Consider the following 24,387-nt stretch of genomic DNA (forward strand, 5'->3'; position numbering starts at 1 on the left):
TTCCTTATACAAAACGGCAGCTAATTGAGCCCATCACGCCATAATCAACGTGGAAAACATCCCCTTTACGTGCGGCAACTGGACGCGTAAATGATCCTCCAAGTATGATTTGCCCGGGTTCAAGTTCAACATTGTGTGGTGCTAATTTATTGGCTAACCATGCAACGCCATTAGCTGGGTGATTTAATACGGCCGCGGCGACGCCAGACTCTTCAATTACCCCATTGCGATACAGCAATGCGCTGATCCAACGCATATCGAGGTCGCGAGGTTTGATAGGCCTTCCGCCTAAAATTACTGCCCCATTGGCGGCATTGTCAGAGATAGTATCGAACACTTTACGTGGACGATTGGTTTCAGGATCGATGTTATGACAACGCGCATCAATGAGTTCAAGTGCCGGTATCACGTAATCGGTCGCATTATAGACATCAAATAAGGTGCAATTTGGACCACGCAGTGGTTTTGCTAAGACAAATGCCAGTTCAACTTCAATACGTGGAACGATAAAACGGTCTGTTGGAATATCACAGCCATCATCAAAAAACATATCGTCAAGTAATGCACCATAATCAGGTTCATCAATTTGCGAACTGGCTTGCATCGCTTTGGATGTAAGACCGATTTTATGGCCTTTTAGCACTCTACCTTCAGAAATCTTGAGTCCAACCCATTCTTTTTGAATGGCATAGGCATCTTCAATCGTCATTTCTGGGTGATCCAGCGAGATTTGACGTATTTGCTCACGTGATTTTTCAGCCTGATTTAGACGCTGCGATATTTGTGATATGAGTTCTTTTGATAGCATGAGTAATCCTATTAATCTCTTATTTTGTACTTGTTATATTTCAAATCGTCGTGGTACTCGATAACTCGAGTTACATACTTATGTATGCACCTCGAGCTTATTTACAGCTAAGATTTTAAAAGCGGAGACCGCCAGCTAATGTTGCTTTCTAATTAGAAAGCCCACCGAAGCAGAGATATTTCACTTCCAAATAATCTTCGATTCCATAGCGTGAACCTTCACGACCTAGACCTGATTGCTTAATGCCACCAAATGGGGCAACTTCATTTGAGATAATGCCTTCGTTAATACCTACCATGCCGCTTTCTAATGCTTCGGCAACACGGTAAATTCTGCCAATATCCCGCGAATAGAAATAGGATGCCAAGCCAAACTCAGTATCGTTAGCAAGGGCAATCGCTTCAGCTTCATCACGGAATTTAAACAGCGGCGCTAATGGGCCGAAAGTTTCTTCTTTGGCGACTTTCATTGATTTAGTCACACCAGTTAGCACGGTTGGCTGGAAGAATAGACCGCCTAAACTGGCCGGTTTACCGCCTGCAATTACTTTTGCACCGAGGGAAACGGCATCAGCAATATGCTCACTGACTTTATCAACCGCTGCTTGGTTGATAAGCGGGCCTTGCTGTGAATCTGGCTGTGTCGCAGGGCCAATTTTTAGTTCGTTTACCGCTTTTGCTAAGCGAGATGCGAACTCATCATAGACACCTTCTTGCACTAAAATACGATTAGCACAAACGCAAGTTTGCCCACTATTACGGAATTTTGCCGCTAATGCCCCCTGAACCGCGGCATCTAAATCGGCATCATCAAACACGATAAATGGTGCATTACCGCCGAGTTCAAGTGACATTTTTTTCACGGTATTGGCACATTGTTCCATCAACAATTTACCAACACGGGTAGAGCCCGTGAATGTCAGTTTACGAACGATAGGGCTAGAGGTCATCACGCCGCCAATGGCTTTTGCATCGGTACCGGGAACAATATTAAATACACCAGCGGGAATGCCGGCTTCCTCACCGAGAGCAGCAAGCGCAAGGGCTGATAATGGCGTTTCAGCGGCAGGTTTTAGTACCATGGTGCAACCCGCTGCCAGCGCTGGGCCGACTTTACGAGTGATCATCGCATTTGGAAAATTCCAAGGCGTAATTGCCGCCACAACACCAACAGGTTGTTTGATAGTCACTAAGCGACGACCGGGTAATGGGGATGGGATCGTCTCGCCGTAAATGCGTTTACCTTCTTCTGCAAACCACTCAATAAAGCTGGCACCATAGGCAATTTCGCCCATTGATTCGGCAATCGATTTACCTTGTTCGGCACTGAGTAATTGCGCTAATTCTTTTTGGTTATCCATCATTAAACGGAACCATTTATTTAAAATTTGGCTACGTTCTTTGGCACTTTTGGCACGCCATTCTGGCAGCGCTTTTTCAGCGGCTTCGATAGCTTTTTGGGTCTCTAATGCCCCGACATTACTCACCTTCGCAATAACATCATTATTCGCAGGATTAGTCACCTCGAACACGCTGCCATCTTGGGCATCAACCCATTGACCGTTGATATAAGCCTGCTGGCGGAATAATGTAGAATTGGTATTTATGCTCATTTTTCGTTTTTCTCCGAAGACACCGAGTGAATTTGTGCGTGAACATTTTTAGCGGACAAGCGTTGGCTTGTGAAACTCAGTCCGGCACAAATTGCCATAACGAGTGCCATAGCAAATGGGGATTCATCTTGCAGTACTGAAACAGCAACGCTGGCGAGGGCAGCCAATGCAAATTGAATTGAGATAGCAAGTGCACTGGCGCTACCAGCGATCTTTCCACGTTGTTGCAGTAGCAGTGACAAGCTGTTGGTACCGATGGCATTAACCATTGATAGAAACAACACCACCAGAATAACAATAATAGTCAGGCTTTGTTGGTAAAAAATTAACAATAACAAGCCAAAAAGTAGTTGGATCCCGCTTTGCATACCCAGTATGCGATTGAGGCTGTACACTTTGAGTAGCCGAACATTAAGTAGCAGCATCACTACCATTCCCAATATATTGCAGCCAAAAAGCAAACCATAATATTGTTCAGAAACACCGAAATAATTGATGTAGACAAACGGTGAGCCACTGATAAAGGCGAACATACCGGCGAAAGAGAATGACATTGTGCCAATGATGCTCAGTGCTTCTTTATCTGCAAGCACCTTTGCATAGTTACGAAATGCGGTACTGACTAAATTTGTCGACTCACGTTCATGGGGTAGCGTTTCAGGGAGTAGGAAAAAAATCGTGCCTACCGACACTAGGCCAATTAACGCCAGAAGATAAAAAATGGCTTGCCATTGGAAATGCAATAACAAGAATCCACCTAATAAAGGGGCGAGTAGCGGGGCTACCATCGTGACTAACGTCATCAGAGATAATACTTTTGGTAGCTCATTAGAGGGATAAACATCCCTTGCGATAGCCCTTGCCATCACAATGGCCGCGCCACTTCCAAAGGCTTGTAATGCTCTAAAAAATATCAAGGCATCCGCACTAGTGGCTTGCGCACAGAGCAAGCTAGCGACCGTAAAAATTGCCAGCCCACTCAAAAGCATTTTACGTCGGCCTAATTGGTCACTGAGCGGACCATAAAACAGCATTCCGATACAGAAACCGGCAAAGAAAGCCCCAAGGGTATATTGCATTTGCCCTTGGGTTGCGTGTAGTGCTTGCCCCATTTGCGGAAGGGCAGGCAGATACATATCAATCGATAAGGGGCCAAAAGCCACCAGAGATCCGAGTAGCGGAATAAGCCATTTAGGTATCTGCTGTTCGAATTTAGTCACCATAGCTCCCCCCTTTACGCTGCCTTTATTAATTACGATTTAAACTATTTTTATTTAAATGATTTTTATTTAAACAATGCGTGCACATTGTTTTGCTTGTAATTAAGTACCGGATCGAGTTCTTCTAGGGTAAAAGAGAGTGCCAAATAACGTTCTGCCATTAAATCGGCAAAGTGCGCTTTAATCAGCGTAAACAGCATTTCCGCTGTTTTTTCTCTATCTTCGAGGGAACGACCTGCCCCAATTTTTAGCGTCATATGCACAAACGCATAATCCTGTTTACCGTCAGCCATTTGCCAAGTATCTAACCAAATAGCGCGGCTACGAATACCGGCTAAAGGGAAAATACCCGTGTCAGCAAGCGCGCTATTCACTTTAGCGAACAAGCTTGGTAGCTTGGCTTCTTCACGAATATTGTCAGTGCATTCAGCATAAAAATGAGGCATGGTAACTCCTTATGCGTTAACCGCTTTTTTTTCGGTAATATATTTAGGCAGCGGGAATATGGCATTTAATTGTCCCGTTCCAGAGCTAGGGAACAGGTCAGTTAAGATTTCAACGCCTTCCGCATATTTATCCCAGCCGAGCATACCCAGTAGCATCACGGTGTCATGCATATGACCTTCTCCGTAACAGTAATCGGCGTATTCAGGCAGCATTTTGCAGAATTCGTCGAAGCGGCCTTCACGCCATAATTTCACCACGCGTTTATCCATTTGCTCGTCAAACTCACGTGTGTAGCTGTTCATACCTTCTTCAGCACGTTGGTCATCGATAAAGCGGTGAGATAAAGAGCCGCTGGCGAGTACTGCAACAGTGCCATCATATTTTTCAATGGCAGTCAGTACGGCTTCACCTAACTTACGACTATCTTCAAAACTGTGAGAGGTGCAGAATGCGGAAATAGAGATCACTTTGAAGTGTTTATCGCTATTCATGTAGCGCATTGGGACTAATGTGGCATATTCGAGCGTTAAGCTTGGAATTTCGTGTGACTGCGCTCGAACGCCAAGTTTACGTGCTTCTTCACCGATCATCCGACCAAGTTCTGAGTTCCCATCATAGTTATATTCCATATCACGAATAAAATGAGGGAGTTCATTACTGGTATAAATGCCTTCAAAATGGTCAGCGCAGTTAATATGGTAAGCACTGTTAACTAGCCAGTGAGTATCAAAAACAATAATGGTATCAACGCCTAATTCGCGACAACGGCGGCTGATTTCTTTGTGCCCGTCAATGGCAGATTGGCGACAGCCAAAGTTTTTACCTGGCAGCTCTGACAGGTACATCGATGGTACGTGTGTGACTTTTGCGGCGAGTGCTAATTTCCCCATAACCCTTATCCTTTACCCTAAATAATTCGAGCTGTAGCTGTGTTGGCTTTCACTAAGCCACCCGAGTCACATACTTAAGTATGCTCCTTTTATCCGTCATACTTCGCGCTATAGCTGTGTTGGCTTTACTCTGTCACTCGGGTCACATACTTATGTATGCTCCCCGAGATGTCATCGTTTGCCGCCTTGCTACATCACGAATTATTTAGGATAAGCAATAGCTTGACTTAATTTTGTATGACGTAGATTTAATAACAATTCATAAAACGGCTGATAATAAAGCTTAAACACCCCAACGAGGAATGTTGTGATCCCCGAAGGAAATGCAGACGTTTTTCATTTCTGCGAATACATCGAAGCTATATTCACCACCTTCACGGCCGACACCAGAGGCTTTGACACCGCCGAATGGTTGGCGTAGATCGCGAACGTTTTGGGTGTTAACAAACACCATTCCCGCTTCGATATTGCGTGATAAGCGCAGGATTTTGCTGACATCTTGTGTCCAAATATAAGAAGCCAAACCATACTCAATGTCATTTGCCATGCGCAGGCCATCTTCTTCAGATTTGAATGGGATCAAGCAAGCCACTGGGCCGAAAATCTCTTCTTGGGCAACACGCATGCGGTTATCGACATCAGCCAGTACGGTTGGACGCAGGAAGTTACCACCTTTCAGATGAGCAGGTAGATCCGTAGGTTTGTCTGGACCTCCAGCTAATAAGGTTGCGCCTTCTTCCATACCGATTCGGATATAACCGGAGACTTTGTCCCAGTGTTGCTGGCTAATCAATGCACCTACTTGGGTTTTTGGATCGTTCGGGTCACCGACGATCAGGCGATTAGCGCGTTCAGCAAAACGTTTAACGAACTCAGGGTAAATGCTTTCTTGAATGAAAATACGTGAGCCAGCCGTACAACGTTCACCATTAATAGAAAAAATAGTAAACAAAGCCGCATCTAATGCACGTTCGATATCGGCATCTTCAAAAATGAGAACCGGAGATTTACCGCCGAGTTCCATTGAATATTTTTTCAGACCCGCATTTTGCATGATCATACGACCTGTCGCCGTACCGCCCGTAAATGACACCGCACGAACATCATGGTGTTTAACTAGAGCGTCACCCGCAGTACTTCCGTAGCCTTGAACCACGTTAAGGACACCCGCTGGAATACCTGCTTCAAGGGCTAATTCACCTAAACGATTGGCTGAAAGTGGCGATAGCTCTGACATTTTCAGTACGGCGGTATTACCAAGCGCTAAACATGGGGCGGTTTTCCATGTAGCGGTCATAAACGGCACGTTCCATGGGGAAATCAACGCGCAGACACCAACAGGTTGAACTAATGTGTAGTTCATCATCTTGTCATCAACAGGGTAGGTGCGGCCATTCATCTGCTGACAAATTTCGGCAAAAAACTCAAAGTTGTGAGATGCTCGCGGGATCAAAACATTTTTGGTTTGATGGATAGGTAAACCGGTATCTTTGGTTTCCATTTCAGCGATTTGCGGAACGTTTTCATCAATCAATTCACCAAGGCGACGCATTAAACGCGCACGCTCTTTCATCGGCGTATTGGCCCATTTTGGAAAGGCCTCTTTCGCAGCGGCAACCGCTTGATTGATTTCATCTTGCCCACCTGAAGCCACTTCGGCTAAGACTTCTCCTGTGGCAGGGTTAGTGGTTTCAAAATATTCTTTGCTGGCAACATTTTTGCCATTGATCCAATGATTAATCTGAGTCATTACACACGTTCCTCATAATCTTTTTCGCTGATAATGGTATTAACCAGCCTGCCTACCCCTTCAACCTCAACAATCACTTCATCCCCAGGAACCACATCAGAAAGCCCTTTAGGCGTTCCAGTTGCAATCATGTCACCGGGTTGTAATGTCATGAAATCACTTAGGTAAGCAATTAAAAATGGGATATTAAAAATCAGATCCGCCGTCGTGCCTTTTTGGCGTAATTCACCATTAACGTAGGTATACAGCACAAGGTTATGGGGATCTTTAATATCAGCTTTATCAACAATCCAAGGGCCAATTGGCGTTAGCGTATCGCGGCTTTTCACGCGTAGGTTTGGACGGTAATAATTTTCTAAATAGTCACGGATCGCATAGTCATTACACACGGTATAGCCAGCAACATAGTCCATTGCATCTTCTTGGGAGACTTTGTGTGCGGTTTTACCTATAACCACAACTAATTCAGACTCATAATGCATATATTCCACATTATCAGGACGTACTGAAACTTGGCGATGTCCGGTTAAACTGTTCTCTGCTTTTAGGAAAATCAGAGGCTCTTCAGGTGGCTTAAATTCTAATTCAGCAGCATGGTCAGCATAGTTCAAACCAAGGGCGAACAATGTACCTTGTGCGGGTGGCAGCCATTCAACATCTGCGGATGTACCTGAAATTACATCACCATTTGGTAATTTAATCTCTTCGTTGTCGCCAACAGTGACGGAATATTCAGTGCCTTTATAGCGAATTTTTGCATGCTTGGTTATGCTGCTCATCTTATTGTCCTCCTGCCGCAACAACGGTATTTTTCAGACTTGGGAAGCCTTCCGCTTGAATAACGACTTCATCACCGGGTTTGATAGTGACGCGTTGTTGTGGTGTGCCTATCAGGATGACATCGCCTTCTTTTAAGGTGGCAAAATCACTTAATGCTGCAACCAATTCACTCGCATCGCGGATCAAGTCTTTTGTTGACCAACGGTCGGCTTCTTTGCCATTAATTAATGTCATTATTTCGACGGGTGTAGATAGCGAGGTTTTGACCATTTCGCCAATCGGGCAGAAGCTATCGCGGCATTTCGATTTAATTGCAGGGCGATAAAAAGTGTCTTCTGGCAAGCTAACTTCGTTAGCTAATGCAAAACCAGCGATAAAATCAGCTGCTTTTTCTTTGCTAACTTTGCGAGCTTCTTTGCCAATCACGATTGCCAGTGTTGCGCCACTTTGTACTTCTTCATTAGCCGGGTGCAATATAGGCTCCCCTGACTTGATCCGTGTATTACGCGGCTTAATAAACCACACAGGTGTCTTTGGTGGGGTTTTATAAGGGGCTTGCTGGAATGCCTCTAGCCAATGGTTAAGCTGGCTTTGATGATTGAGGGCAACGGCAAAAACAGTGCCTTTCATTGACAACTCCTTATTAAAAAATTCTACTTTCGAGTAATTGTTAATATATTAATAAAGTATAAATTTGGAATTGGCAATAGCTTTGTGTGAATGTTAATTTTAATTGTGATCTCATTAACATATTCTGACGTTCACTTTGTAAGTCTTTATTTGTAATGAATTTATTATTTGATGTTATTTTTTAAATTTACATTACATTAACTTAATGTTGATTTTTAAAGTTATTTACTCATTAATATTTTGGGCTTTTTCTTTGAGATTGTTATTTTACCGTGCTAATCTTGCATTCAAGGTAGTTAGTCGTATTGGTGTCACAAAAACAGCTAAATGTAAAAAAACAACATATGTCCCAAATAATTCAATTTACTGTAGGTACAGAGTGAATTTCTTCTATTCACAACAATTCCAAGACAAATTGAAGGATTAAGGGAATATCAAGCAATACCTTTATTTGGGTATTTAATAACGTTAATTAAGTGGTGAGTTTTAAGCTTATGCATGAATCATTGACAATTGCATTATTGCAGGCGAGAGAGACAGCAATGGGGTTCTTTCGGCCAATACTGAAGTCATATAATTTGACTGAACAGCAATGGCGTATTATTCGAGTTTTAGCTGATAAACGTTCAATTGATTTTCATGAGTTATCAGTTCAAACCTGTATTCTTCGTCCTAGCATGACTGGGATTTTGACGCGTATGGAACGCGAAGGGTTAATTTTTCGTTTAAAACCGTTGAATGACCAACGAAAATTGTATGTTTCACTAACGCCAGCAGGGCAAGACTTATACGATAAAGCCCGTCAGGAAGTGGAAGAAGGTTATCAAAAAATAGAGCAAGCATTTTCACCTGAAAAAATGCAGCGTTTGACCGCATTATTGGATGAGCTGATTGCGTTAGAGAGCCCAGATTATAGTGATATTCTTGAGAAGCGCAAAAGCGCATAAATATACTCGTCATACTTTGAGCCGCAGCGTTGTTGACTTCATTCGCTAACCTCGGTCACATACTTATGTATGTTCCCAAGGATTAGCTCAATTGCCGCCTAGCTGCAACCCAAATTATTTAGAGTATGTTTTTTGTCATACTTTGAGCCGCAGCGTTGTTGGCTGCGCTCAGCCACTCGGGTCACATACTGATATATGCTCTCCGCGATAACTTCAATTGTCGCCTAGCTGCAACCCAAATTATTTAGACTTGTTAGATAAGTTCTAAATCCCTTACTGTCATATCCTTTTTGCAATTGTGAAATTGTATGTAGAGTTATTTGTAATAAATTCTTCAATAAAAATTATCCTCATTAAAATCAAACAATTGATTTTCGATATATAACACTAATTTTTACCGTTAATTTAGTGTTTTTTGAAGAAATTAAGCGAAATAAGCAACAAATAACCACATTAAATGTAAATGGATTAAATTTTAGTCATAGCGAATATTTTTTATCTAAAAACAGTTAATGAGAATAAGTTACATTACGTTAAATTTACCGTTTGTGACGAAAGCTTAAGTAAAATGACAAACCATCAAATATTGTGGCGTTTATTATACATATCGTTATTCATGATTTCGCCTTATGGCTATGCAGAACATCAATTGCTGCCCTCCACACAGGAAAGCATTCAATTTGAACAAAAACAGCGGCTAGAGTCGGAGCTGAACCAACGTAATCTATTGGAAAAACAAAGTACAATCCCCATTGATGATGCTTCTCCTCTCCCTTCCCAAGATGAAATATGTTTCCCTGTCGGCGAGATCCAATTTGTTGGTACAACACTGCTCAGCAGTACAATCCAAACCCAATTAATCTCACCTTATCTAAAACGCTGCCTCACACTAGGTGAAATACACGAACTCACCAAGCATGTGACTAATTACTATATTGAACAGGGGTTTATTACCTCTCAAGCAATCGTCCCTGAACAAGATTTATCCTCACATCAATTAATATTACAAGTTATTGAAGGGCATATTGAAACTATCGAGATTGAGGATTCCCCAGAGCGTTTAGTTCATCAGATATTTCCCCATCAACAGGGAGAAATATTAAATTTACGGGATATTGAACAAGGGTTGGAGCAACTCAACCGATTATCATCTGCCAAATACACCATCGATATCCAGCCAGGAACCCAAAATGGTTATTCTCGAATTATTATTCACCAACAAGGGAAAAAATGGCCGATAACAGGTCAATTGAATCTCGATAATTCAGGTATGAAGGCAACGGGAAAACAACTGCTTACGGGTAGCTTAACCGTAGATTCCCCTTTAGGATTTGGTGAACAGTGGTCCGCCTCGGCCAATACAGATATGGATGGAAGCCCATCCCACCATAATCGCTACACGGTTGCAGCAATCAATATCCCTTATGGCTACTGGTCTTACCGTTACCAGTTTTACCGCAACAACACATTACAGCCGTTTCATGCATCGGGTCAGCAATACCGTTATGAAGGGAAAAACACCAATCAGCAATTTGATGTAAGCTGTTTAATTTATCGTGATGGCAAGCAGCGTTTAACATTACAAGGCAGTTTAAAACATAAAAATGCCCGTACCCAGTTAGCCTCCCAAACGCTGAGTATCAGCAGTCCAACGTTAACCTCACTCTCGTTTACCCCCCAGTACAGCACCACCCTTGGTCAAGGTTATTTTACATTTAACCCGATCGCTGAATGGGGGATATCTGCCTTTGGTTCATCACCTGACACCCTCGCAAAAGACTCGCCGCGCAGCCATTACCGAAAATTCAGTTTAAGTAGCAGCTATCAGTATTATTTTTCCAATGGCATGACCTATTTAACCTCATTTTATGGTCAATATTCGCCCGATAACTTATACGGCATTGAACGCATGAGTATTGGCGGGCAGTACTCTGTTCGTGGCTTCCATGAACAGTCTTTGAGTGGTAACCGAGGCGGATATTGGCGTAATGAAATCAATAAAGACATCGCCAATACGGCAATGGGACAACTCCGTTTTATTAGTGCCTTAGATTACGGTTTTATCGCCTCAGATAAATACCATGTTGAACATGACACCTTGGCGGGGGGAGCCGTTGGCCTCTCTTTTACAGGCAATAGCCTGTTTTATTCCCAGTTTCTACTCAGTAAGCCTTTGCATTATCCCTCACAACTTAAACCAGATAATTGGTCGGCTTACTGGTCGGTCTCATTCTCTTTGTAGCTGTACGTTTTTAAAGGATTATTTATGCTAAATGAACAATTGCCTTCACGGCCTAAACGGTTATTAAGTTACACCATTATTTTCTTAACCGCTGTCTACCCCTTACACCCCGCTTGGGGAGCAGCCATGACGGCGGCAGATAAAAATACCCAAGTTAGTCAACAAAATAACATCCCGATTATTAATATCGCTACGCCAAATGGGGCGGGGGTATCGCACAATAAATTCCAAGACTTCAACGTGGATAAACAAGGCGCGGTACTTAATAACGCGACTACCAATATGAACTCCCAAATCGCGGGGCAAATCAAAGTCAATGCGAATTTAAAGGGCAACGCTGCCAATCTGATTATCAATGAAGTCACCGGCAGTAGCCGCTCAGAATTACAAGGTAAGTTGGAAGTGGCAGGTAAAGGCGCGAATGTCTTAATTGCCAACCCGAATGGGATTACCTGCAATGGCTGTAGTTTTGTGAATACCCCTGCGATTACGTTGACCACGGGGAAATCTATTCTGGATAACAAGGGCGCATTGTCTGCGGTTGAAGTAAAAAAAGGAAGTGTGGTTATCGGGGCTAATGGCATGAATGCCGAAGCACAAACCTATGCCGATATTATCAGCCGTGCCACCGAACTGAATGGGCAAATCAAAGCCAAGAATCTGACTCTTGTGCAAGGCACCAATCGTGTCGATTTTCAAAAAGGGACGGTCACCCCCATCGCGGGAGAGGGCGCTAAACCGAGTGTTTCCGTCGATACTAGAGCTTTAGGGGGAATGTATGCCAATCAAGTCAAATTGGTCAGTACTGAGGCCGGGGTGGGGATTAACCTCAGCAATGTGCAAACCAACCAAAATGACCTGACGTTAACCGTCGATGGCAAAATTACCCTATCAGGTAATATCCAAGCGAAAAAAGACATTAATGTCAGCACCAAAATCCTACAAATTAATGCCAATACCAACGTGAATGCCGCCAAAGACATCACGCTCGCCACCAATACGCTCACCAATAACGGGAAAGTTATCGCCGGTAAGGATATGCGAGTCTTTGCTGAGTCGGTAAGCAATACGGGCAATAACGCACTTATTCAAGCGCAAGACAATCTGTGGATGCAAAAAAATGCTAAAGGGGATTTGAGTACCCTGATTGAGAATAAATCAGGGACGATAAAAACCAATACGGGGGACTTGGTTGTTCGGACGAAGAAATTGGCCAATACAGCAATGGCATCTCCCATAAAGATTTCCAATATCGATGCGACTACTAGTGATAAAAATGGCTCTTATGTATCTTCTTATTTTGGTCGTAGACAAGGGGTTGTATCAATTATTTCACTCTATCCTCGATTAGAGAGTTTTCCCTATAAAAAATGGTTTGGGAAGATAGATTTAATCAACAGTGACAGCATTAATGTTGAACGAAAACAGTATTTGAGTCAGGGAAATATAGGCACTATAACATCAGGGAAGAATATCTATATTAATGCAAATGATTTAGTTAGCGACTTTGGAAAAATCACTGCAAAAAATAATGTGATATTGACTGGGCAAAATGCCTCAATCTCCTCATTCGATTCAGGTAAATTAGATCTTTGGTATAAATATGATACATCTAATGCAGATTTAGGAAAATTTGCAGATGAAAATGATGATGATGGCACTTATGATATTTTTTATGTGAGTGAGCCAGTAGATTTTAAATTAATGGATAAATTTTATTCTTGGGCTCCTGAAGCCTTAAATTATAAAACGATATCTGCTGGAAATAATATTGTTCTTGATTTTAAAAACACCATTAATCTTGAAAATAAACTGCCTAATACTGAAAAGCCCATAGCGAAAATAGTACAAATAGGTAATCCTTCTTTTGCTATTACCGCAAAAAATATTATCTTAAATTCTAATAATATAAATATTTCCACCAACTTACAGTCTGAAAATGATCTGTCTATTATTGCAGGTCAAAACATCAATATTAATCATACACAGCTCGTTGCAAAACAATCACAAAGCTTGATTGCCAACAATGACCTTAATCTTAAACAAGTCAATTTAACCGCGAAAGACAGCACCTTAATTGCAAAAAATGGCAGTATTCAGTACAGCTTAAACCCTATCTCCGCCTTTAAAGATAATGTTTTATCACCCCCTATCCTTAACACATCGAATTCATTACATGTGCAAGCCGGTAAAAACGTTACTTTTGATAATGTGCAATTAGCAAAAACCAGTAAACTCACTATCAGTGCCAATGACAATATCCTTATTCGTCGCGATGAATCCAATTTAATTAAACTCGCCGCTGCAGAGCCTGTCGCAAATATTAACACCTTACTCACGAAAACCGGAAACTGGACGAGTTCAGGGGAGATAAACCTCACCGCAGGTAAAAACATTGAAGCGCGAGGGCTAACCTTTAATAGTGGAAAATCACTGACGCTCAATGCAGGCCAAGATATTCTTTTGGGCGCTAAAGCGATAAAGGATGTTGATAATTTATTTAAAGCTAATCGCTACCCAGAGTTGCGTTCCCAACTCATCGCTAATGGCAATATGACGTTAAATGCCGCCCGTGATATTGATTTACAATCTGCTAATCTTCAATCTAAAGACAAAATTACTGCACTGTCAGGCCGTGATATTAAATTAACCGCTACCGCTTATTCGGGTATTTTCAGTCCAAATGAAGATAACCAAGATGTGCGCTATGTGACCTCGACGCTTTCAGGTGATAAAGACGTCACGCTGGCTTCAAATGGCGTGTTAACCGCACAAGGGAGCACAATAAAATCCCTAGGCGACATCATGCTCTCAAGCGGGGGAAATGTGCGCTTAGAGTCTGTCAAAACCCATTATCGCAAACAATCGGGTAAACGATTAGAAGATTTATATCGCCAAATTGGTACTGAAATTAATAGTGGTAAAACACTGACCATTTTGTCTGAAGGAAGCATTCTTTTTCAAGCCTCACGCCTAGTTGCTAAAGGCACCCTAGATATTGCCGCTAAAGGCGGGTATCTCTATGCGCAAGCGATGGAAGAAACCAGTCACTATGAAGAGCAAAGTAAAAAATGCAATAAATGGACGCTTTGTATAACCAAAAAAGAAGTCAAAAAAACGCGCAGTGAAACCACCAATAAAGTCACTGAATTTACCTCAGGCGGCGATATTAACCTGTATGCCAAGGATGATGTCACGTTAGAAGCCACAAAAATTAATGCCGGCAAGAATGCAAAAATCACCAGCCAAACCGGTAAGGTGAATTTTAAAGCGGTGAAAAATACCACCTTTGAACAAGTGATTTCTAATTCGAAAGATTTTTACATTACTCAACGCAACAAAGGGTATACCGAAGGTAAATGGATCTTACCCAGCCTTCATATCGGCGGAAAACTGACTGTTGATGCGAATAAAGGGATTACTGCGGATGTCAAAACCAAAGAAGGACAGTCATTCGAGCAGGCATTAGCGATATTAAGTCGCACTCCTGGGTATGAGTGGCTTGGGGACGTTAAAAATAACAAAAACGTCAATTGGGCTGTTGTAAAAGATGCTTATAGCCAGTGGGATAAAAAAACTGAAAGTCTCAACCCGGTTGTAGGTGCAGTGATTGCCATTGCCGCCGCAGCTGCAACCTACGGAACGTCTACCGCAGCCAGTATTGGTGGATTAGCGAGCTCCACTGCTACAACCATGGGAGCATCAGCGACAACCGCTTCGGTAGCTTCAGCTGCGGCTCAGGCGGGGTTTGCCTCACTTGTTTCTCAAGCTTCCGTCGCATTAGTCGAGAACAAAGGAAACCTGTCAAAAACCTTATCCAGTCTAGGGCAAAGTGAAACCGTAAAATCAATTGTGGCCAGTATGATTATTGCTGGTTCACTTGAAGGGTTTGATATTGCGTTATATGGCAAAGTCACTGATCCAGCCAAAGTGACTTTACCAAAGCTCAGTGATGGAAATTGGACTCAAGTAGCACAGCGTGTGGCAGGACAAAGTGCCATCAGCTCAACGATTGGAACAGCGATTCAAGGTGGGAGCTTCAGTGAAAACTTTAAAACAGCCTTACTCAGTAATGTGGCTGGGCAAATTCAAGCCGAAGGCGCTAACCTGATAGGAGACAAGTTTCAGTATTTATATGTAGGTAAACAAGGCCAAATCATCGGGCATACTGGAAAAGCACTTAGTCATATGGCACTGGCAGGATTGAGTGCGGAAATTTCTGGGGCGAATGTCAAAGGAGCAGTCGTTGGTGCACTAGCAGCAGAAATTGCCTCTATTTCGCTAGACAGTAAACTCTTTCAACCACAATTTGAAAGTGAAGCCGCTAAACAAGTTTATGAAATTGAAAAGGCCCTAAAAGGGCAGTCCGCCACCAATCCGTACTTGGTTAAATTTATAGGCGGTTTAGCGGGAGCGCTTGTGACTAATAAGCCCGAGGGGGCGTACAGTGCAGCAAATAGTGCGGAACTCGTCTATCGCTATAATGATGAAACACACTATATTAGCCCTTCAGAAATTGAATATGCTAATGACTTATATCTAGCTATGAAGGGGGACAAAACAGCGCAACAACGTGTTGATGCAAGAGATAAAGCGCTAGTTTATTCTTTGTCTGTTGGCGCGTTAGGATACACGGTGCTGTATTTTGGTACAACGCTTGTAGCAGTTGCTCCTGAGCTCGTTCCTGCGGCAAAAGCGGCTTTCACAGGTTGTAAAGCTGCACCAAAAATTTGTGCAAGCAATGTCGGTGCCCATGTTTCTAATATCGTGGTCGGGGACGTTGCACCTGCGGCAACAACGGGTTCATTTTTAATTATTGGGAAAAATGCATCCCAAATTGAAAATGTGGTAAAGCCTGCCTATGAAGAAGTGAAAACACTTAAGGAGCTTTTTAAATACGATACTCCTAGTGCTAAGGCATTCCTTTCGCAGTCAAGCCAACGGTTACAAACAGCTAACTTGGCAGGGAAAAAAGTAACTCTAAATTATAAGGTTTTAGCTTTAGATGAGTTAAAAAATCCGGCATTGAATGTATCTTTAATGAGAGATAAATTAGAAAACTACGTTAAAAGCGGAAATGTAGATGCTATATCTATAGCAGCAGGCACCATTAAAGTTAATGGGAAAACAGATTACATTCTTGCCGTGAGTGGAAAATCATGGAAAGGGGATGCGCCTAAACAGATTAACATCGATGGCATTAATTATAAGGTTGTCGTGAGTGACAGCAAAAGTGTTCCGAGTATCCCAACGAGCAACGGCCAAACGAATTACAATCATGCCGAGCAGAAATTATTCAGTGATATAAATGATAATTATAAGGGGCAAAATGCTGAAATCGCAATTGCCGTAGAAAATACATCTCAAAAGACTCCTGGTATGTGTGATGGTTGCCAGCAAACTAGTTTAGAATTTGCAAAGCAAAACGAACGTTTTAATATAACAGTTTACCAAGGTACAGCAGGAATTAGAAAAGAATGAGCACAACATTAATTGCATACTTACACAGTGTATATCCCGAGCTAAAAATAGATATAGGTAAAATCAAAGGATATACAGTAGATGAAATCCAGAAAATTGAGCGCCTCTACGATATTCGAGTGACAGGTCAGCTTCGTGAATTTTTGAGCTGCATGGGGCGATGCAGCGGTGGTTTTTTTGGTGATGATTTGCTTATGTTTTACAGAAAAATCAAAAGTGTCCGCTCACATGTACTTTCTCAATTAACACTTCGAGATGATTTATGTTCATTACAACACTGGGAATTAGTTGCTAAAAAACCATTCTTAATCTCATTTGAGAATCAAACTCAATATTACTTTTTGTTAACTGAATCTGATAACCCAGACTTGGTTTATCATTATGATGAAAATGAAGATACGGTAGAAGCCACAAATTGGACCTTTCATGAGTACCTAAGAAATCGAGTAGATACAATTACTCGAATGCACTCTGATAATAGAGACCTAGATTATTATGGGGAATTAATTATCATTTAGTAAAAGGTTTCTATCATATCCAGTACTCAATATAAATCGATCCTCACAGGCGACTATTTTTTAGTCGCCTGTGAATTTTTATCGACACATTTCGAGGTAATGATTCGATGTTGGGCTATTTACCCAATAAATGTAAGAAGTGAATATGTTTTTCATACTGATCAAGAATATCGTGGATGATCTGTTCTTTTGCCCAGCCCATCACATCGTAGTCTTGCCCACCTTCTTTTAAGTGAATTTCTGCGCGGTAATAACGTTGCTCTTCACTTTTCTCGTCATCGTTTTCTACCCCCATTCCAGCGAGTGCAAATGCGGGCTGAATATAATAACGGAGGCGAACTTCATAAAAAAAGTTCATATCGTCGCCTAAATCGACATCAAAGCTGATCCTGTCATCTTTTTCATTATTAATATGACAAGTAGTACCTTGTTTCGCTAATTCTTCTGAAACCATTTCCATCGAAGGCTTCACAACTTCTTCAATAAAGCGCTTAACCTGAGAGCGTTTAGGGAAGTAAGCGATATTACGCAAGCGGCGCTGCCAAGGAATTGGATTACGGCTGGCTGTTGGTGCAATGGTGGCCAATTGCTGGCTATCGCGCTTATAGGCATCGACGCGTAATGCTTTAAATAAACCATAGATTGAGACTAATAATACCATGGCAAATGGCAATGCACTGGCGATGGTCAAGGTTTGTAGCGCTTTTAAACCACCAGCAAGCAGCATGGTGATGGCGACAACACCCATCAAGCCTGCCCAGAAAATACGTTGCCATACAGGCGTGTCAGAGTCACCACCGGATGCTAATGTATCAACGACCATAGCACCTGAATCCGCAGAGGTGACAAAGAAAACCACCACCATTAACATGGCAAAAAATGACAGTACTGTTGAGAATGGAAAATAGGTTAAAAACTCAAATAAGGCGAGGGATACATCGGATTGTACTGTCTCAGCTAGTCGAGTTGCCCCTTGGTTTTTGATTAAGTCGATAGCGGTGTTACCAAAAAACGTCATCCACAATAAGGTAAAACCAGCAGGAACAAACAATACGCCAGTAACGAATTCACGGATAGTACGACCTCGTGAAATTCGAGCAATAAACATCCCGACAAATGGGGACCAAGATAACCACCAACCCCAATAAAGCAGTGTCCAACCACCAAGCCAATTACTTGATTTAGGTTCATAAGCGTATAAGTTGAAGGTTTTAGTCACGATTTCGGAGAGGTATCCCCCCGTATTTTCAACAAAAGATTTGAGTAGTAATACTGTTGGTCCCAATACAACAATCAATACAAGCAGTAAGAATGCAAGGCCAAGGTTGAGCTCAGATAAGATGCGAATTCCTTTATCAAGACCAGATACTACCGACAATGTCGCCAGTCCTGTAAAGGTAATAATTAAGAGGACTTGTACGGTTTCGTTAACCGGCCAACCAAACAAATGATTCAGCCCTGCATTGACTTGTAAGACACCGAATCCAAGCGATGTTGCAACCCCAAATACGGTACCGACAACAGCAAAAATATCCACCGCATGCCCGATAGGGCCATAAATTCGATCACCAATAATCGGATAAAGTGCAGAACGTAATGTTAAGGGTAAACCGTGGCGGTAGCTAAAAAAGGCTAAAATCAAGGCAACAATAGCGTAAATTGCCCAAGCATGTAATCCCCAATGGAAGAAGGTTAAGCGCATGGCTTCTTTAGCAGCTTCAACGGTTTGTGCATCCCCAACGGGTGGATTGAGGTAATGCATTACGGGTTCGGCAACACCGAAGAACATTAAACCAATTCCCATACCCGCGGAAAACAGCATCGCAAACCAAGAGACATAGCTAAAGTTGGGTTGTGCATGGTCTGGACCCAATTTTATTTGGCCATAGCGAGAGAGTCCCAGATAAGTCACACTCAAAAGAATAATGGCAACAGCAAGGATGTAGAACCAACTGGCATTATTGAATAAATTTTGCTGAAGATGACTTAGATGAGATTCTGCAATTTCAGGCATCAGTGCGGCAAAGCCAACGATGACTAAGATAATAAGCGCAGAGCTATAAAACACGGGGGGACTAATTTTCGAACGTACTTTTTTAGAATCAGTATCAATTTGACTCATGACTACCTTCTTTTATTTTATTTTATTTTTGACATACCGATATCGTGCCAAGTATGCAGCGAGCGTCCTTCTTCGTGAAACAATGGATAATTGCGAAAGGGTTTCCTAGTTGGAAACAAAGTAGAAAGAACAATAAATAACCGATTAATAATGGTGTTGATAGCAGTTAAAACTGTCGCAAAAACCAACCAATATTGTGCTTTTATAATCCTCTTAGGTAAAAAAATAGGTGGGTATTCTGCCATGATACTCTCAATTTTTCAATACTCGTCATAATGCGAGCTGTCGGGGTGTTGGCATCACTCAGTTACCCGAGCCACATACTTATATGCTCCCCGGGATACTCGTCATAATTAGATTTGTAGGGGTGTTGGCTACACTCAGCTACCCGAGTCACATACTTATGTATGCTCCTCGGGATATCTTTGTTTGCCGCCTACCAGCAACTCGAATTATTTAGAGTATCAATATGGGGGGGAATCATGGGTTAAGAAGTGAAAAATAAAGACGGAAGCTAGGCATTTTATCTTAATTGGCTGTCTTTACTGCCGCGACGATTGTAGCCACTAAAGGCCGCATGTTTTTCATCGAGTGTACTTTGGCAGGTGACACACAGTTTTACACCAAGAAGAGCGAGTCTTCTTGCTTGAGGGATGGGGTCTCCACATTCTTCGCAAAATTCAGCGCTTTCACCGGAGTGTAATTCGCTACGAGCTTTGGCGATAGCATCATCGAGAGTGGCATCAATCTGTTCTTGTACGGCATTTTCATTTGCCCAACCATTGGCCATGTTTACCTCTAAATTTGATTGAACTTAAATTAAATATAGAGGCGAGAAAATAAAATACAAGGGTGAGATGGATAAAAATCAATCTAAAGCCAGCGTCATATAAATATGCTCCATGCCATCTTCATCATACATCTCTCCCTGCGTTTGATAGCCCAGAGTATGGTAAAACTCGATGGCGGTATGTTGAGCGGAAAGACCAATAATTTTGTAATTATTTTCTAAACCATATTGCTCCACGAACATCATTAACTCACGCCCCAGTCCTTTACCTCTCTGTTGCTTCAATACAGCAACTCGACCAACTTTGATTAATCCATCTGCACATAAAATACAACGTAATACAGCAGAAGGCTGGTTGGCTAAATACAGCACCACGTGTAGCGCATTTTCGTCATATTCATCGACATCAATATCCGCAGGAAAGCCTTGTTCATGGGTAAAAACTTGCTGACGAAGATCGAATGCATGATTAATAATTTCGGGTGCTGCATACCCAATGCTATGTTTAATTTGCATGTAACTTCCTATTTATTGGACATATATCGATTTTGCTTATTTAAGGGATTTACCCCTTGAATAGAAATTTTGGTTTTAATTATTCAGAGTATATCGGGATGAGGAAGGGATGAGCGAGATTTTTTGTGCTTTCAATTTAGGGTGAAAACAAAAAACATCGATTAAATAGAAATACGTCGAATAAAAAATGCAGGCGGTGAAGCCTGCATTTTAAGTTACCAAACTAGCATAACTGAGCGATTATTTTCCTGCGTTCTTATCATTTTCTGATTTTAATGCCTCAGTTTTATTTTTAGCGTCAGCGGCAAGTTCATCTGCTTTATTGATTGCATCTGTTTTTAACTGGTCTGTTTTTTCAGCGGCATTTTCACTTGCTTGATCGTATTTTGCACCCAGCTCATCGGCCTTTACAGAAGCGCTTTGCTTTAATTCGCTGGCCTTATTCTTAGCATCATCAGTTAATTCATCGGCTTTTTTCTCACCGACATCTTTAAGCTCTTTGGCTTTGTCCGTTATCTGATCTGCTTTGTCTGATGCCTCTTTTTTAATATCTTCCGCTTGTTCTTTTGCACTGTTAGTGAGTTCTTCAGCTTTTTTCTCACCCGTTTCTTTTAACTGTTGTGCTTTTTCTTCCGCTTGTTTAATGGTGTCGTCTTTCTTAGATGAATCATCACAAGCGGCTGTCACAGCAACAATACCGGCAAGAACAAGTGAAGCGATGATTTTCTTTTTCATAAACATTTCCTTATCACAAAGTGGTTGAATGAAGATATAAAATATCATACCAATACGTTGATATTCTAAATACTCACGTTTAAATATAGACGAATTGGATGGTGATATAAAATAGAAAAGTAGTTTTATAATAAAATGTTTTCATAGTGTACTGAAAAATAGAATAAATTTCTTTATTGGCTATTTGTTTTAAATTTAAATATTTTGTTATTTAATCAGTATAGAATAGATGAAGTTACAAGGTGATTAAGGGTATATTAGAATTCAAAAAGTTAGCTTGATATTCAATAATATAGGGATGCAATTATGACGTATTATTACACACTGGTTATTATAAAATTTATTATTGGTTTTGCTATTGTCTTAACCCATATGAATTTTTCAGGAAAAACTCAGCTCTCCCAAATGACACCGATTGATTTTATTGGTAATTTTGTGCTTGGTGGTATTATCGGTGGTGTGATTTATAGTGATACAATTCCATTATATCAATACGTTATTATGCTAGTTATGGGTGTGATGTTTATATCCTTTTTGAATTATTTAACCAAAAAATTTAATTTCTTTCGTAGTGTAACAATTGGAAACCCGATCCCAATTATTAAAAATGGTCAGTTCATCATGGAAAATATACTCGAGAAAGGAAACAAAATAGATATTCTGAATATCTCATCACGTATCCATGCCCAAGGGATCCATTCATTTCAAGAGATTTACTATGCTCAAATTGAGCCCGATGGGCAGCTGACTATTATTTGTGATAAAAATAATATGCCTTCGGTTATATTAATGAAAGATGGTGTGATTAGAACCAATGAATTAGCTTCGATTGAGCGAGACGAAGCGTGGTTAAAGCAACAGATTGAAATTCAAGGTATTGAGTCAATTGAGGATATTTTCTTAGCTGAATTTTGGCGTGGAGAAATTAGCTTTATTTTAAAAGATGGAAAAATTAAACGCCAAGATGAGCAAAGGCTAAAGGTGGTTGCGGAGTAAAAATAGTGATTGGGCTTAGAAACGTAGAGAGTGGATGAAAAATTAAATTTCTCATCCACCTAGAGATAAAGTTATTTTTTCAAATCATCGTATAGCATAAGCGATGATTTCTTTTCAGGATCGCCGATATACCGAGGTTGAGGCTTAAATTCATTATTGAATAAGCTCTTTTCGGGTTCGAATCCGGTGTAGTTTAATCCTGCCAAGTCAGACCAAGAATAGATAAAATCCATCGTACTATAAGGTCTTGTTGTCTTATCATTCAAATTAAACTCATGGGTCTGTAACCATTCAGGTGATTGCCAAACAAGGAATGGAATATTGTACATTACCTTACTCGGCTTACCTTCGCTGCGCCCTAGCATGTCATGAGGTGGCGTATCAAAGACATCTTCACCATGGTCAGAGAAAAAGACAAGAAAACCATTCTCTTTTGATGAATCAAAATCCTTGATCAGTGTTGAAACCACATAGTCATTATAATGTTGAGCATTGTCATAGGCATTGTAGTCTTTGATTTCATTATCTTTTAGATTTGCAGGAACAACGCTGTCTTTATTATTAAATACCGCTTTATCTTCAGGATAACGGAATTCATAACGCATATGCGTTCCTAACAGATGAACCACAATAAATTTTTTCTCTGCGGGATCGGCAAGGGCTTCTTTGAATGGCGAGAATACCACGTCATCATAGATCCTTGAGCTTGGCGCCATATCGTTGTTCAAATAATACTGTTTATCGGTTTGGCGTGAAAAAGCCGTCAGTAAAGTATTACGCTCTGTCATGGTTTGCTGATTGGTGATCCAAAAGGTTTTAAAGCCTGCTTGTTTCATCATGTTCATGATAGATGGGCGAGAATTAAATAACTCTGGCTCAGTTTGTGATGCGAAGGTAAGAATTTGCTGAAGTGCCTCAATGGTGTAAGGGCGAGATGTAACTACATCATTGAAAACAGACAAATTATTAGGATAATTTTCTGCAATATGATCGAGACCCGGTGTTGTTGGGCGCGGATAACCATATAAACTCATTCTGTCGCGGCTTGTTGACTCACCTATGACCAAAACAAAGGTTCTTGGCGTAGTGCCATTCGCATCAACAAAATTTTCGAGTGGTGGAATTTTGCTGTTATCGCGAATTAACTCTTCCATGTTCGCCAGTTGGTTTTTATAGAGGAAATAGCCACTGACAAATTGCCATGGTGCAGCGTAAGCGAGCTTACTATTGACGTAAGAAGCGACATTCTCTAAAGGCCTATCTTGCTTGATCGCTTTATTATAGTAAGGCACACCAAACAGGATAACCAAGATAAGTACAGATACACCAACACGGCCAAAGTTAGGCAATGTGACTGGCTTTAAGCGGGTCCATAGGAAGATAGCAACCAGAGTATAAGCCAGAATAACGCCGACTACTTTGAAGCTAAAATATTGTCTGAGGAACTCCCCGGCTTCATTGGTATTGGTTTCGAACATGACGAACATGACACTTTGTGATATTTGGTGACCATAAACCACAAAGTAAGCCAGTGCGATAACAGAAGATAACCAAAGAATAATACCGATAATACCAGCAACTAACTTTATTCTTTTCGGGAAAAGGAGGGCAGGAATAAGCCACAATGAACTATAAAGGAGAGAATCTCTTAATCCGATGGTATTACTTTGCCCAGTGATCACAACATAGAGTTGCAATATTGATGAGAAATACCAAAAGTAGATTAATAGCCAGAATAACGATATCCAGCTAAACCTTGTTGTGTGTGTCGAATTAACCATAAATTTTGGACTCTTACTTTTTTGTATTGTTAGGTAGTTATGAAAATAGTTGATAAATCAATTTTTAGATAGTCTACCAATCTTTAAGTTCAAAAATAGTTTGAGTGGCATAATAACTGCTT

The 24,387-nt window shown here is 41.2% G+C and carries 18 protein-coding genes; 5 read left to right on the plus strand and 13 right to left on the minus strand.

Translation table 11 applies throughout. The features are described from left to right. Positions 1-4: 4 nt before the first annotated feature. The 8 genes from hpaH to M998_RS14535 all read right to left on the minus strand — a co-directional run bounded on the left by hpaH (position 5) and on the right by M998_RS14535 (position 8,137). Positions 5-808 carry a 2-oxo-hept-4-ene-1,7-dioate hydratase gene (gene hpaH / locus M998_RS14500; protein ID WP_068439458.1) on the minus strand — a complete coding sequence of 268 codons (804 nt, stop codon included), beginning with the start codon at positions 806-808 and terminating at the stop codon, positions 5-7. Between the two features lie 148 nt (positions 809-956). Beyond that, on the minus strand, positions 957-2,420 hold the full coding sequence (locus tag M998_RS14505) for an NAD-dependent succinate-semialdehyde dehydrogenase (protein WP_068909504.1): 1,464 nt from the start codon (positions 2,418-2,420) through the stop codon (positions 957-959). Continuing rightward, entirely contained in the window at positions 2,417-3,643 is a 1,227-nt protein-coding gene (locus M998_RS14510) for a Bcr/CflA family multidrug efflux MFS transporter (RefSeq protein WP_074379442.1), read from the minus strand. The genes M998_RS14505 and M998_RS14510 overlap by 4 nt, the downstream gene beginning before the upstream one ends. A gap of 62 nt (positions 3,644-3,705) precedes the next feature. Next, on the minus strand, positions 3,706-4,086 hold the full coding sequence (locus M998_RS14515) for a 5-carboxymethyl-2-hydroxymuconate Delta-isomerase (protein WP_068909506.1): 381 nt from the start codon (positions 4,084-4,086) through the stop codon (positions 3,706-3,708). Positions 4,087-4,095: 9 nt separating this feature from the next. Further along, positions 4,096-4,977 (minus strand): 3,4-dihydroxyphenylacetate 2,3-dioxygenase, encoded by an 882-nt coding sequence (gene hpaD / locus M998_RS14520; RefSeq protein ID WP_068439463.1) that lies wholly within the window; start codon positions 4,975-4,977, stop codon positions 4,096-4,098. A gap of 283 nt (positions 4,978-5,260) precedes the next feature. Beyond that, positions 5,261-6,727, minus strand: coding sequence for a 5-carboxymethyl-2-hydroxymuconate semialdehyde dehydrogenase (gene hpaE, locus M998_RS14525; RefSeq protein ID WP_068909507.1), 1,467 nt, complete (start codon positions 6,725-6,727; stop codon positions 5,261-5,263). After that, positions 6,727-7,506 carry a fumarylacetoacetate hydrolase family protein gene (locus M998_RS14530; protein WP_068439467.1) on the minus strand — a complete coding sequence of 260 codons (780 nt, stop codon included), beginning with the start codon at positions 7,504-7,506 and terminating at the stop codon, positions 6,727-6,729. Before M998_RS14530 ends, hpaE begins: the two co-directional genes overlap by 1 nt. A 1-nt stretch (position 7,507) precedes the next feature. Continuing rightward, a complete protein-coding gene (locus M998_RS14535) occupies positions 7,508-8,137 on the minus strand; it encodes a fumarylacetoacetate hydrolase family protein (RefSeq protein WP_068909509.1) in 630 nt (209 codons plus the stop codon). Positions 8,138-8,631: 494 nt separating this feature from the next. Between M998_RS14535 and hpaR the strand changes: the two genes are divergently transcribed. From hpaR to M998_RS14555, 4 genes are all read left to right on the plus strand, one after another. Beyond that, on the plus strand, positions 8,632-9,084 hold the full coding sequence (gene hpaR / locus M998_RS14540; RefSeq protein WP_068439472.1) for a homoprotocatechuate degradation operon regulator HpaR: 453 nt from the start codon (positions 8,632-8,634) through the stop codon (positions 9,082-9,084). Positions 9,085-9,652: 568 nt separating this feature from the next. Continuing rightward, positions 9,653-11,326, plus strand: a complete 1,674-nt coding sequence (locus tag M998_RS14545) for a ShlB/FhaC/HecB family hemolysin secretion/activation protein (RefSeq protein WP_068909511.1) — start codon at positions 9,653-9,655, stop codon at positions 11,324-11,326. Between the two features lie 24 nt (positions 11,327-11,350). After that, positions 11,351-16,807 (plus strand): two-partner secretion domain-containing protein, encoded by a 5,457-nt coding sequence (locus M998_RS14550; RefSeq protein ID WP_068909513.1) that lies wholly within the window; start codon positions 11,351-11,353, stop codon positions 16,805-16,807. Then, on the plus strand, positions 16,804-17,325 hold the full coding sequence (locus M998_RS14555; RefSeq protein WP_068909515.1) for an SMI1/KNR4 family protein: 522 nt from the start codon (positions 16,804-16,806) through the stop codon (positions 17,323-17,325). Before M998_RS14550 ends, M998_RS14555 begins: the two co-directional genes overlap by 4 nt. Positions 17,326-17,440: 115 nt before the next feature. Here M998_RS14555 and M998_RS14560 read toward each other — a convergent pair whose 3' ends face one another. From M998_RS14560 to M998_RS14580, 4 genes are all read right to left on the minus strand, one after another. Continuing rightward, the gene (locus tag M998_RS14560; protein WP_068909517.1) at positions 17,441-19,447 is read right to left on the minus strand and encodes a BCCT family transporter; all 2,007 of its coding nucleotides are present in this window, start codon (positions 19,445-19,447) and stop codon (positions 17,441-17,443) included. Between the two features lie 523 nt (positions 19,448-19,970). Then, entirely contained in the window at positions 19,971-20,237 is a 267-nt protein-coding gene (locus tag M998_RS14570) for a DksA/TraR family C4-type zinc finger protein (RefSeq protein ID WP_068909521.1), read from the minus strand. Between the two features lie 78 nt (positions 20,238-20,315). Next, complete coding sequence (locus tag M998_RS14575) at positions 20,316-20,753, minus strand: GNAT family N-acetyltransferase (RefSeq protein WP_068909523.1); 438 nt, start codon at positions 20,751-20,753, stop codon at positions 20,316-20,318. Positions 20,754-20,993: 240 nt separating this feature from the next. After that, positions 20,994-21,488, minus strand: coding sequence for a hypothetical protein (locus M998_RS14580; RefSeq protein ID WP_068909525.1), 495 nt, complete (start codon positions 21,486-21,488; stop codon positions 20,994-20,996). A 306-nt stretch (positions 21,489-21,794) separates the two neighbouring features. Here M998_RS14580 and M998_RS14585 point away from each other — a divergent pair, with 306 nt between their 5' ends. Beyond that, positions 21,795-22,484, plus strand: coding sequence for a DUF421 domain-containing protein (locus M998_RS14585; protein ID WP_068439490.1), 690 nt, complete (start codon positions 21,795-21,797; stop codon positions 22,482-22,484). A gap of 71 nt (positions 22,485-22,555) precedes the next feature. Here M998_RS14585 and cptA read toward each other — a convergent pair whose 3' ends face one another. Beyond that, positions 22,556-24,265, minus strand: a complete 1,710-nt coding sequence (gene cptA / locus M998_RS14590) for a phosphoethanolamine transferase CptA (RefSeq protein ID WP_068909527.1) — start codon at positions 24,263-24,265, stop codon at positions 22,556-22,558. Positions 24,266-24,387: the final 122 nt, after the last annotated feature.

It is taken from the genome of Providencia heimbachae ATCC 35613 (genome assembly GCF_001655055.1).
In the GTDB taxonomy this organism is placed as follows: Bacteria; Pseudomonadota; Gammaproteobacteria; order Enterobacterales; family Enterobacteriaceae; genus Providencia; species Providencia heimbachae.

What these genes read in the sequence shown, in the direction of transcription:
- M998_RS14570 (WP_068909521.1), bottom strand. Translation starts at nt 20,237, where the DNA reads ATGGCCAATGGTTGGGCAAATGAAAATGCCGTACAAGAACAGATTGAT.
- M998_RS14560 (WP_068909517.1), bottom strand. Translation starts at nt 19,447, where the DNA reads ATGAGTCAAATTGATACTGATTCTAAAAAAGTACGTTCGAAAATTAGT.
- M998_RS14510 (WP_074379442.1), bottom strand. Translation starts at nt 3,643, where the DNA reads ATGGTGACTAAATTCGAACAGCAGATACCTAAATGGCTTATTCCGCTA.
- hpaE (WP_068909507.1), bottom strand. Translation starts at nt 6,727, where the DNA reads ATGACTCAGATTAATCATTGGATCAATGGCAAAAATGTTGCCAGCAAA.
- hpaR (WP_068439472.1), top strand. Translation starts at nt 8,632, where the DNA reads ATGCATGAATCATTGACAATTGCATTATTGCAGGCGAGAGAGACAGCA.
- M998_RS14545 (WP_068909511.1), top strand. Translation starts at nt 9,653, where the DNA reads ATGACAAACCATCAAATATTGTGGCGTTTATTATACATATCGTTATTC.
- hpaH (WP_068439458.1), bottom strand. Translation starts at nt 808, where the DNA reads ATGCTATCAAAAGAACTCATATCACAAATATCGCAGCGTCTAAATCAG.
- M998_RS14580 (WP_068909525.1), bottom strand. Translation starts at nt 21,488, where the DNA reads ATGAAAAAGAAAATCATCGCTTCACTTGTTCTTGCCGGTATTGTTGCT.
- M998_RS14535 (WP_068909509.1), bottom strand. Translation starts at nt 8,137, where the DNA reads ATGAAAGGCACTGTTTTTGCCGTTGCCCTCAATCATCAAAGCCAGCTT.
- M998_RS14555 (WP_068909515.1), top strand. Translation starts at nt 16,804, where the DNA reads ATGAGCACAACATTAATTGCATACTTACACAGTGTATATCCCGAGCTA.
- hpaD (WP_068439463.1), bottom strand. Translation starts at nt 4,977, where the DNA reads ATGGGGAAATTAGCACTCGCCGCAAAAGTCACACACGTACCATCGATG.
- M998_RS14550 (WP_068909513.1), top strand. Translation starts at nt 11,351, where the DNA reads ATGCTAAATGAACAATTGCCTTCACGGCCTAAACGGTTATTAAGTTAC.
- cptA (WP_068909527.1), bottom strand. Translation starts at nt 24,265, where the DNA reads ATGGTTAATTCGACACACACAACAAGGTTTAGCTGGATATCGTTATTC.
- M998_RS14530 (WP_068439467.1), bottom strand. Translation starts at nt 7,506, where the DNA reads ATGAGCAGCATAACCAAGCATGCAAAAATTCGCTATAAAGGCACTGAA.
- M998_RS14515 (WP_068909506.1), bottom strand. Translation starts at nt 4,086, where the DNA reads ATGCCTCATTTTTATGCTGAATGCACTGACAATATTCGTGAAGAAGCC.
- M998_RS14585 (WP_068439490.1), top strand. Translation starts at nt 21,795, where the DNA reads ATGACGTATTATTACACACTGGTTATTATAAAATTTATTATTGGTTTT.
- M998_RS14575 (WP_068909523.1), bottom strand. Translation starts at nt 20,753, where the DNA reads ATGCAAATTAAACATAGCATTGGGTATGCAGCACCCGAAATTATTAAT.
- M998_RS14505 (WP_068909504.1), bottom strand. Translation starts at nt 2,420, where the DNA reads ATGAGCATAAATACCAATTCTACATTATTCCGCCAGCAGGCTTATATC.